This window comes from Streptomyces soli (assembly GCF_003999195.1).
Lineage (GTDB): Bacteria > Actinomycetota > Actinomycetes > Streptomycetales > Streptomycetaceae > Actinacidiphila > Actinacidiphila soli.
In genome coordinates this window covers 21,097-30,677 of the sequence record NZ_RJVR01000066.1, presented here as the reverse complement: position 1 = coordinate 30,677, position 9,581 = coordinate 21,097, and the positions used below count along the sequence as shown (strand labels likewise).

The window sequence follows — 9,581 nt, the reverse complement described above, 5'->3', positions numbered from 1 at the left end:
GCTGCGCCGCCGACGCGGGCTGCGCGGCCCGGCGCTGCGCCGCGCCGTCGGCGAGGCCCTGGACCAGGTGCGGCTTCCGGAGCGGGCCGCCCGCGCCTACCCGCACCAGATCTCGGGCGGCCAGCGCCAGCGGGTCGCCATCGCCATGGCGCTGGCCTGCGAGCCGGCGCTGCTGATCGCGGACGAGCCCACCACCGCGCTGGATGTGACGGTCCAGTCGGAGGTGCTGAGCCTGCTGGACGGGCTGGTCGCCGAGCGGGGTATGGCCCTGCTCTTCGTCAGCCACGACCTGGCGGTCGTCTCCGGAGTGGCCGACCACGTGCTGGTGCTCAAGGACGGCGAGGCCGTCGAGTCCGGGAGCGTGGCGGACATCCTGCACGACCCGCAGCACCCGTACACCCGCAACCTGGTGGCGAGCGCCCGCCACCTCGAGAGCGCGCTGGAGCGTACCGTCCGATGACCACTCCCATCCTGGCCGCCCGCGACGCCGGGTTCGCCTACCGCGGCACCGCTCCGGTGCTGCACGGCGTCTCGGTCGAGATCACTGCGGGCCGCAGCGTCGCCCTGGTCGGCGAGTCGGGCGCCGGCAAGACCACGCTGCTGCGGTTGCTGCTGGGCCTCGCCCGGCCCACCAGCGGAGAGATCCGTTTCGATGGGGACCCGCTGCGGCTCGGCGACCGCGAGCAGCTGCGCCGCCTGCGGCGCAGCGTGCAGTGCGTCTTCCAGGACCCGTACTCGTCGCTGGACCCCCGGCAGCAAGTCGGCCGGATCGTCGCCGAGCCGCTGCGCTCACTCCGGCTGGCGACGTCCGCTGCCGAGGGCCCCCAGGTCGCCGCGGCCCTGGCGGCGGTCGGCCTGCCGGAGGACGCGGCGGGCCGCTACCCGCACGAGTTCTCCGGCGGCCAGCGGCAGCGGATCGCCATCGCCCGGGCCACCGTCTGCCGGCCGCGGCTGCTGCTGGCAGACGAACCGGTCAGCGCTCTGGACGTCACCACCCGGGTCCGGATCATCGACCTGTTGACCGAACTCAAGGAGACCATGGGCCTGACGATCGCCATGGTCTCTCATGACCTGTCCGTGGTGGCGGCGCTCTGCGAGCACACGGCGGTGCTGGAACACGGCCAGGTCGTGGAGCAGGGCGACAGCCCCGCGGTCCTGGGCTCGCCCGGCCATCCCTACACCCGACGGCTGGTCGCCAGCGTGCCCCGGCTGCCGAAGCGCCCGCCGCGCTGAGTCCCGGAGCGCCGGATCCCGGGTCCGGGTTGGCCCGCCGACGCCGACCCGGTGCCGTCGACAGCACCAACCGCCCTGGCTCACTTCCCCCGGAGAACTTCGTCCGCGACATCCAGAGGTTCTTCCCGTCTCTCTGAGACTCTTCGAAAATCCCCTCCCCGGCTCCGGGGCACGGCACGCAGTCCCGGCTCCCCGGGCGGAGGGACTGTAAGAGGAACGGCTCTGGCATGAATGCGGTGGTGGCGCGGGGAACTGCGCGACAAGTCCACCACCGGCAGGTGGTCCGGTAGCCGGCAGGACGGGCGGACCGGGCCCCGGCTACCCGTGACGGCGCCGCCGCAACTTCGCTTCGGTGAGTGCCGGCGGCGTGTACCCCGCGTCGCGCGCCGCGAGATTCGTCCCGGGCGGCACGATCTCGTCGATCCTCCCTGCTTCGCATACTCCGACGGTAGCCCGAATCCATGGCCATACGTGTGGCATGTACGTCTGGATAGTCGTGGCGGGGACCAGGGGCCCTTACGGAAAGTGGAACCAGGCCGGAGAACCCTCTCAGGACCTCGGGGCGGCTCAGACACCGGTACGGGCCTGGATTACGGGCCCGACCAGACCGCATGCCGGCTATCCCACCCCGACCGATCGCTTCTACATCCGCCGCTATGTGTCCACTCCGCACGTGAATGCGGCGTGGACACTTCACGTCAGGCAATGGGGCACGCAAGCCGATCGCTTCCACCTACGACGAGTAGATGACGAAACACGCGCCCACCGGAGGGGCCCAGCCATGCTCACCGACGTCGACCGCACGGTGCGGGTCCGAATCCTTGCCCCCGGTTCCGGGGATCAGGACACGACCGCCGTCCTCCGCTATCACCGCGAGGATCCGCTCGCCGTCTACCTGACCTTCCCCGCCTCCGTCTCCCTCGACGGAACCGACGTCACCTGGACCTTCGCCCGCAGCCTCCTCACCGCCGGCCTCCGTGCCCCCTCCGGCGACGGCGACGTCCACATCTGGCCCTACGACCCCGGCCACACCATGATCGAACTGCGCGGGCGAGAAGGCATCGCCCTCATCGACCTCGTCACGGCCGACCTCCACACCTTCCTCTCCCGCGCCTACGAAGCCGTCCCCGCCGGCCAGGAGGTCCACCACCTCGACGTCGACGCCGCGCTCGCCGCGCTGCAGGACTGCCAGCCGCCAGACTGAGGGGGGTTCGGGGGCGAGCCCCGGTTTCCGGAAATCTCGTCCGTCAGCTCCGCACCGGCGGGGCAACCTCTGGGTCGAAGCGCCCGACCCAGGCCACCGCACCGGCGCCGGCCCGAACAACAACGTTCCATGGCCCCGCAATGGGCTCCCGCCCGGCATGACTGCTCCCCCAATAGTTCGCATGATCCGGGGGGGTGGTGTCACCGGGGACCGGAGGCATCGGCAGTCTTACGAGAGTCTGACACCGAGGTCTCCCGTTTGACGGGAGACCTCACGCGGCCTTCACCGGGCTTCATAGTCGGCGGAGCGCGGCGAGTAGACGCTGGTACCAGGGCTGGTGGGGCAGTGCCTGGCGGATGGTGTCGGCGGCGGTGTCAGGGTCTGCGGTGTCGGCAGGTAGCCGCAGGAGGCGTTCGCGTTTACCGCCGAAGACGCGCGGGGCGCGCCAGACGTCGATGACGAATGAGTGCGTGTCCGGGTCGGCTGCGACGATGATCCACGCGGCCCCGAGGCGTATGGTGCGCGCTCCGCTGCGGCGGCCGTGCAGGTGGTGGGCGAGTCGGTGGGTGAACGCGTCGGCTGCGTCATTGAGGTCGTCAGGCACGGGGGCGCCTCCGGGAGAACGGACGGGGCGGGAAGGGAAGCATCAAGGTCGCGTTCAGCCGTAGGAGAGGTTGGAACAGATGTTGTCGTCGGCTGACCGTGCCTGTTTGGTGACGGTGGAGGGCATGGTGGCGGGGGCTGCGGGGGTGGGTGAGGTGGTGGTGCTTGCGTAGTCCTGGCCGGTGATCAGGTTGATCCGGGCGCCAGTTATGGGCTGGAGTTGGGCGTGGGGAAAGAGCCGGGCGAGGGTTTTTGCGTGTATGGCCAGGCCGGTGCCGTACTGGACGACGGTGGTGGCGTGGTTTTGTGTGCTGGCGGTCGCGGTGCCGGTGACGGTGAAGCGGTGGGCGCGCAGGAGGTCGGCGGCGCGGGCGGCGAGTCCGGTGGTGGTGCCGTTGTAGACGGCGACGGTGATGCCGGCGCCGTTGACCGGGCTGGCGGTCGCGGTTGGGGTGGACTTTTTCTTGGTCTGCTTGGTGGTGGCTTTGCCGTCCAGGGTGCGGTCTTCTTTCAAGGTGGCCCACAGGTTGTCCACGTCGGGGTGGACCAGGGCGATGCGGGCGCCGCTGTATTTCCAGGGCACGGTGAGGAACTGGATGTTGGCCAGGTCGATGTTCTTCAACGACGTGGCGAAGGACAGGAGCTTGCCGGCCGATCCCAGGCCCGGGTCGACGGTGAGGGACTTGGTCGCCGCGTTGGCGAGCGGGAGCAGTGTGGTGGGGCTGAACCCTTGGTTCTTCACTTGGCCGATGAGGCTGGAGATGAATGCCTGCTGACGTTTGGTCCGCCCGATGTCGGAGCCGTCGCCGATGCCGTGGCGCAGCCGGACGTAGTCCAGGGCGGCCTTTCCCGAGACTTTCTGTTCGCCCTTGCGGTAGATGAGCTTGCCCTGGGTGGTGCGGCTGGGGCTGAGGTCCTTTTGGTAGATGTCCTTGGGCAGGCAGACGGGCACGCCGCCGACGGCTTGGGTCATGGCGGCGAAGCCGGCGAAGTTGACGACGATGGTGTGGTCGATGCGCAGCCCGGTCAGGGTCTCGACGGTGTTCTGCGTGCAGGCCGGATTGCCCGTGGCGGTGCTGCCGAGGGTGAATGCGGAGTTGAACATCGCGTTGGTGCGGGGCTGGGACCAGGTGCCGTCGGGCAGCAGGCACGGTGGTATGTCGACCAGGGAGTCGCGGGGGATGGACACGCCGACCGCGTGGCGGTGATCGGCGTAGAGGTGCAGCAGGATCGTGGTGTCCGAGCGGCCCACTGGGTCTGTGCCGCCGCCGAGTTTCGCGTTGTCACCTGACCTGCTGTCGGATCCGATGAGCAGGACGTTCTGTGCGTTGCCCGGTGTCTGCTGCGGCCGGTGGTGGCTGAGCCCCTGGCCGTCGAAGGTGTTGATGTTGCCCGAAAGGCGCAGATACACAGTGCCTGTCGCCGCGACAGCCAGGACCACGACGGCCGCTGTCGCTGCCAGGAGCAGCTTCTTGCGGCTGCGGGGCTTGCGCCGCCCCCTGGCGCGCTCAGCCGGTCGCTTACGCCTGGCGCCCCCGCGTGTTATCGGGGCGGTGCGGGCCGGCCGGGGGTCGGGGGTCGGGTGCTCAGCGGTCATGATCACGCATTCGTCCGGGCGCCCGGGCTGTGGGCGCGTAGAGAGCCCCCGGCCAACGCGGGCGCAGGGCGCAGCGACGCATGGGGGCGCGAGGTCCGTGAAAGCCGGTGGCGACCCCTTGTGGCCGCCACCGGCAGGGTGTCAGGCCAGGATCGGGACGAGCCCCAGGGCGAACGCGACGTAGAACAGGGCCGCCACCGCCAGGCGGGCGGGGGTGAGCTTGTGGGCGCGCATCGTCAGCAGGAGGTAGACGATCGCGGCCATCGTGATGGCCCCGGACCACAACAGGGCGCCGTCGAACTTCCACTTGGTGAACAGCAGACCCAGCCCGCTGGGAACGGTCGCCTGGATCATCATGGCGCCGGAGATGTTGGCCAGAGCGAGCTTGGTCTTGCCCTGACGGACCCAGATGATCGCGTTCATGATCTCGGGCAGTTCGGTGGCGATCGGGGAGAGCAGCAGTGCGGTCACCGTGGCCGACAGCCCCAGCATCGGGCCGATCGCATCCAGCTGCTTCACGAACAGCTGAGACGCGAAGAAGATCACGACCAGGGTCGCCAGAGTCTGGACCGTCACCGCCCAGGTGGCCGGCGACGCGGCCTTGGGCTGGAGCTTCAGCGGCTCCAGCCCCTCCTCATCCTCCTCCTCACCGTCACTGCCGCCGCGGATCTCGCGCCAGAAGTAGACGGCGTAAGCGGCGAAGAACAGCAGACCCAGAGCAGGCTTGAAGGCGAAGGCGACCAGCCCCAAAACGACCTTCACGACGAAAATCGGCAGGAACCACGTCTGGTCCTTGGCCAGCCGCCTCATGTCCTTCTCGTCACCCAGCGCCTCAGCGTCCGCAGGACTGTCCGGCGCATCTGCGCCTACCAGGACCAGGGCGCGGGCCTTGCGGTGCTTGAGGAGCAGCATCGCGCCGGTCACACCGTAGGCGACGGTGGCCAGCGCGAGCGGGCCGCCCATCGCCGCCCCGACCCCGATGTTCTTGGCCTCATCCGTGGCGCCCGTGGTGACCGCGACCAGCGTCACCACCGACTCCGGCAGCGCGGTACCGAAGGCGGCCAGGATCGTGCCGACCGCCATCTTCCCGACATTGAGGCGCTGGCCCAGCCACTCGACCGCGTTGACGAACCACTCACAGGAGAGGTAGATCGCCACCGCGCACACGATGAGCAACACGAAATGGATCACGGGTATCGTCCGGCCTTCCCGCACCGGCGGGGGCTCGAGGACGACCAGCGCGAGGAGCGGCGGCAGCTTCGACCCCGCCGACACGCTGATATACGTCGTCGACAAATGGGCCGAAGGTCTCGCCCACCCGCATCCATGACCCCAGAAGCGGGCCCGGCCACCGGGAACCCGGAGGCTCCAGTGTGTCGACGACCGGTATTGCGGGGCTACTCCCCTTCGCAGCCGCCATCGTACACGCCACGCACCGCCACAAGTGAGCGAGGAAGCTTCGATGCAGTGGACGGATCCCGGGAGCGGGCCGCCGCACCCGCGGCGGGTTCACCACCGCCTTCGGCGCGCACCGCATCGCGGCCAGCCTCAGCGGCTCGAAGGACGTGGCGTCCTTCCTGTTGGTGCTGGGCGGGCTGCTGGCCCTGTAGAGGCCGTCACCACCGTGTCATGGGTCACACCCGACTCTCTACCGGGCGATCGGCGTCGCCGCCATGTACACGGGGCCGGCCCCGGCGAGCCGGGTGACACCGGACCTCGGGGACGTCCGCCGGGTGAAGACGCGCGCCAGCCACTGCTGGATCCCGACCTCGATCTCGACCAGGTCCCCGTTCTTGTCCCGGATGTTGCCGAAGTCGAAGACCCGCTCGGCATCCCCGGACTGCGAGAGGAACCGCACCACGGTGCCGTCGCCCTCCGCCAGCAGCCGCTCCGGCGGCTGCCACCCCGCGGGCGGCTGGGCTGCCTTCCGGCCGCCCCGTGAACGCGCGCTCATGCCCGCTCCGCCCCTGATCCGGTGCTCGCCACTGCGCCGACCGGCAGTAGGGTCCGGCCCCCGGATGATCAGACTGGGCTGCGCCCCAGGACAACATGTGCGAGTCACAAGTCATCTACGGGCGTCGCGACGTCCCCCTCAGCAGCTCCCACTGGTTCCACGGCACCCGCGAGCTGCGCGGCCTGAGGCCCGGCGACCCGGAGCAGGACCTCGTCACCGCCGTCCGCATCCACCAGCGCCTCACCGTCGACAACTACCTCCAGCTCCTGGAACTGGCACCGGAAATCCCGTGGATGCCGGTCCTGCAGGGCGCGACCCCGGCCAGCTACATCGAATGCGCGGACCGGTACGCAGCCGCCGGCGTCGACCTGGGCGCCGAACCCGTCGTCGGTCTCGGCTCCGTGTGCCGACGCCAGGGCACCAGCGAGATCGGCGCCATCGTCAGCACCTTCGCCGACCGGGGCTGGCTCCTCCATGGCCTCGGGGTCAAAAGCGCCGGCATCACCAAGTACGGGCACCTGCTGCTGGCCTCCGCCGACTCCCTGGCCTGGTCCACCGGAGCCCGCCGCGCACCCCGCCTGGCCGGCTGCACCCACCGCGCCGAACGGTGCCAGAACTGCCAGCGGTACGCGCTGCGTTGGCGGGCCCGCGTGTCGGCACCCTGCCGGGTTGGCGTCAGCTCTCCCTACTGGGAGGCCGCGCCACAGCACCGGCAGCGCATCCTGTTCGCCTTCACCAAGAAGGGCCTACCGCTTCCCGACCTTCGCATCCGCCCCGCCTGCTGGTGCCCCGAGTGCGGCCCCGTCCAGGGGGTCCAGATCTGGGGAAAGCGGTTCGACAATCCCAGGGCCAGGCGAGGCCCAACCAGGGGGCCGGTCCGGCGAGACGACGCCGGATGGCAGCCGAGATCCCACCAGAGCGCGATCGGCTTCAGCCGAGGCGAAGGTTCCAGCGGCCAGTTCGTCCAGTGAGCCAGGTGGCGGACAGGGGGAGGACGTCGATGCGCCAGAACGCTGCGGGCGACACGGCCAGGGCGTGCACGATTGCGGCGCGGACGACGGCGGGTTCGGTGACAGTGAGGGTGCGTCCGGTGTCCGGGGGCAGGGCGTCGAGCCAGGCCCCGACGCGCTGGCACAGCGCGGTCACCGATTCGCCGCCGTGCGGGGCGGCGGCCGGGTCGCTGGTCCACACGCCGAGGCCGGCGGGGTCTTGGTTGGCCAGGTCGTCCAGGGCGAGGCCGCGCCAGGCACCCATGTCCAGGTCGCGCAGCGCCGGCTCCACGAGGGCGGAGAGCCCGAGGGCATCGGCGCTCTGACGGCACCGCAGCGAGGGCGCCGTGAACTGCCGCGCCGTCGGGGGCAGTGCCGCAGCGGCGGCACGGGCCGCATCCAGGCCGCGTGCATCCAGCGGCTGGTCGTCGTCGAAACGCGCCGCGCGCAGCGCGGGGATGGGGGCGGCGGCCAGCAGGGTCAGCCGGATCGTCATAGGGCGCGCAGTCCTTCTGCTGGGGCCTAGGGAGCACCGGTGATGCTATCGGGACCGGTCAGCGCGCCGTACGCCTGAAGGTGGGGACGGACTGTGACCGACGCGGCCTTGGCCGGGCTGGCGGCGGACCGCTACCGTCATAGCGATAAGACGACGGCGCGAACGGAAGTCCGGTGCAAATCCGGCACGGTCGCGCCACTGTGTGTCCGTCTCCGGCCCCTGGTGGACAGGAGTGGGTGACGGCGAGTCAGACCCTTGCGCCGTCGTCGCGTGCTCCACCAACACGGGACGCGTGTTCCCGAAGGAGGTCTCGCCGTGGCTCACTCTGCCATCGCCCCTGCCCCGCTCTCCCCGCCCGCCGTGCTCAAGCTGCCGATCCGGGCGATCCTGCCCTGGGCGGCGTTCTTCGGCCTGCTGATGCTGGTCCTGCTTTACTTCGTCGGCGCCGAGCAGGGCGCCACTTCCCTGCTGCCCGGCGCGGGTGTCCACGAATGGGTCCACGACGGACGCCACCTGCTCGGCTTCCCCTGCCACTGAAGACCCGAGGGGACAGCCGCATGAACTCACTCACCGTCCGCGCGCTGCTGGTGCGCGGCATGCTCGCCGGCGTGGCCGCCGGGCTGCTGGCCTTCGGGCTGGCCTACCTGATCGGCGAACCGGGCATGAACGCCGGCATCGCCTACGAGGACGCTCACACCCACGAGCACGGCATGGAACTGGTCAGCCGCGCCCTGCAGTCCACCGCCGGCCTGGCCACCGCGGTCCTGGTCTTCGGCACCGCAGTGGGAGGCATCACCGCCCTGGCGTTCTGCTTCGCGCTGGGACGCATCGGCCGCTTCGGTGCCCGGGCCACCGCCGCCCTGGTCGCCGCGGGCGCGTTCGCCACCGTTTACCTGGTCCCGTTCCTGAAGTACCCGGCGAACCCGCCCGGGGCCAACGACCCGGCCACCATCGGCAAACGCACAACGCTGTACTTCCTGATGATCGCACTGACTGTGCTCCTCGCCCTGGCAGCGGTGCTCCTGGGTCGCCGCCTGGCCGGGCGCTGGGGCAACTGGAACGCCACCCTGGCCGCCGCAACCGCCTTCCTCGTGATGATCGCGGTGGCCATGGCGTTCCTCCCGGCGGTCAACGAGACGCCCAAGGACTTCCCGGCCACCGCGCTGTGGCAGTTCCGCCTCGCCTCACTCGGCATCCAAGCCCTGCTGTGGTCCACCTTCGGCGCGGTCTTCGGCTACCTCGCCGAACGCGTCCTGGAACCCAAGCCCGCCACCGACGCAGTACCCGCCAACGCTGAACGAACGGCAGCCGCCGCCCACTGACACCCAAGCACCCACAAGAACCCGACGGGGGCGCGCCCGGCGGGTCCTTCGCATACCAGCACCAGCAACGACGGCTGATCTGCCGGCCCGGGGAGGCGCCCGCGACGCGTTTCAAGTTCGCTCACCCCATCTCCGGGGCCGACACGCGTATGAGGAACCGCGCATCTGGCCTGGGCGACATGG

Annotated in this window: 11 protein-coding genes, 1 pseudogene and 1 riboswitch; of the genes and pseudogenes, 6 read left to right on the top strand and 6 right to left on the bottom strand. The window is 70.4% G+C overall.

Translation table 11 applies throughout. From position 1 onward, the window contains the following. Together EFK10_RS05260 and EFK10_RS05255 are read left to right on the top strand one after the other, a co-directional pair. Positions 1-460: ATP-binding cassette domain-containing protein (locus EFK10_RS05260; RefSeq protein ID WP_164835830.1), on the top strand; the 460-nt coding region annotated here is incomplete at its 5' end. Further along, on the top strand, positions 457-1,233 hold the full coding sequence (locus tag EFK10_RS05255) for an ABC transporter ATP-binding protein (RefSeq protein ID WP_127354600.1): 777 nt from the start codon (positions 457-459) through the stop codon (positions 1,231-1,233). The genes EFK10_RS05260 and EFK10_RS05255, both read left to right, overlap by 4 nt. 318 nt (positions 1,234-1,551) lie before the next feature. Here EFK10_RS05255 and EFK10_RS49555 read toward each other — a convergent pair. Beyond that, a pseudogene (locus EFK10_RS49555) lies at positions 1,552-1,662 on the bottom strand (aldo/keto reductase); the annotation flags it as partial. A 352-nt stretch (positions 1,663-2,014) separates the two neighbouring features. Between EFK10_RS49555 and EFK10_RS05245 the strand changes: the two are divergent. Continuing rightward, entirely contained in the window at positions 2,015-2,437 is a 423-nt protein-coding gene (locus EFK10_RS05245; RefSeq protein WP_127354599.1) for an SsgA family sporulation/cell division regulator, read from the top strand. Between the two features lie 292 nt (positions 2,438-2,729). Here EFK10_RS05245 and EFK10_RS05240 read toward each other — a convergent pair whose 3' ends face one another. The 4 genes from EFK10_RS05240 to EFK10_RS05225 all read right to left on the bottom strand — a co-directional run bounded on the left by EFK10_RS05240 (position 2,730) and on the right by EFK10_RS05225 (position 6,591). Continuing rightward, on the bottom strand, positions 2,730-3,041 hold the full coding sequence (locus tag EFK10_RS05240) for a hypothetical protein (RefSeq protein ID WP_127354598.1): 312 nt from the start codon (positions 3,039-3,041) through the stop codon (positions 2,730-2,732). A gap of 54 nt (positions 3,042-3,095) precedes the next feature. Then, the gene (locus EFK10_RS05235) at positions 3,096-4,637 is read right to left on the bottom strand and encodes an LCP family protein (protein ID WP_127354597.1); all 1,542 of its coding nucleotides are present in this window, start codon (positions 4,635-4,637) and stop codon (positions 3,096-3,098) included. Between the two features lie 141 nt (positions 4,638-4,778). After that, the gene (locus EFK10_RS05230) at positions 4,779-5,933 is read right to left on the bottom strand and encodes a sodium:calcium antiporter (protein WP_240677001.1); all 1,155 of its coding nucleotides are present in this window, start codon (positions 5,931-5,933) and stop codon (positions 4,779-4,781) included. Positions 5,934-6,285: 352 nt separating this feature from the next. Beyond that, on the bottom strand, positions 6,286-6,591 hold the full coding sequence (locus EFK10_RS05225; RefSeq protein WP_127354596.1) for a hypothetical protein: 306 nt from the start codon (positions 6,589-6,591) through the stop codon (positions 6,286-6,288). Between the two features lie 95 nt (positions 6,592-6,686). On the opposite strand from EFK10_RS05225, the gene EFK10_RS05220 reads away from it, so the two are divergent. Further along, complete coding sequence (locus EFK10_RS05220) at positions 6,687-7,562, top strand: deazapurine DNA modification protein DpdA family protein (RefSeq protein WP_127354595.1); 876 nt, start codon at positions 6,687-6,689, stop codon at positions 7,560-7,562. Here EFK10_RS05220 and EFK10_RS05215 read toward each other — a convergent pair. Next, the gene (locus tag EFK10_RS05215; RefSeq protein ID WP_127354594.1) at positions 7,522-8,076 is read right to left on the bottom strand and encodes a histidine phosphatase family protein; all 555 of its coding nucleotides are present in this window, start codon (positions 8,074-8,076) and stop codon (positions 7,522-7,524) included. The two genes, EFK10_RS05220 and EFK10_RS05215, sit on opposite strands and share 41 nt — an antisense overlap. A gap of 137 nt (positions 8,077-8,213) precedes the next feature. After that, positions 8,214-8,373, top strand: a riboswitch (adenosylcobalamin (AdoCbl) riboswitch). 18 nt (positions 8,374-8,391) lie between these two features. Between EFK10_RS05215 and EFK10_RS05210 the strand changes: the two genes are divergently transcribed. Continuing rightward, a complete protein-coding gene (locus tag EFK10_RS05210) occupies positions 8,392-8,613 on the top strand; it encodes a CbtB domain-containing protein (protein ID WP_127354593.1) in 222 nt (73 codons plus the stop codon). 20 nt (positions 8,614-8,633) lie between these two features. After that, positions 8,634-9,398, top strand: coding sequence for a CbtA family protein (locus EFK10_RS05205; protein WP_127354592.1), 765 nt, complete (start codon positions 8,634-8,636; stop codon positions 9,396-9,398). Positions 9,399-9,581: the final 183 nt, after the last annotated feature.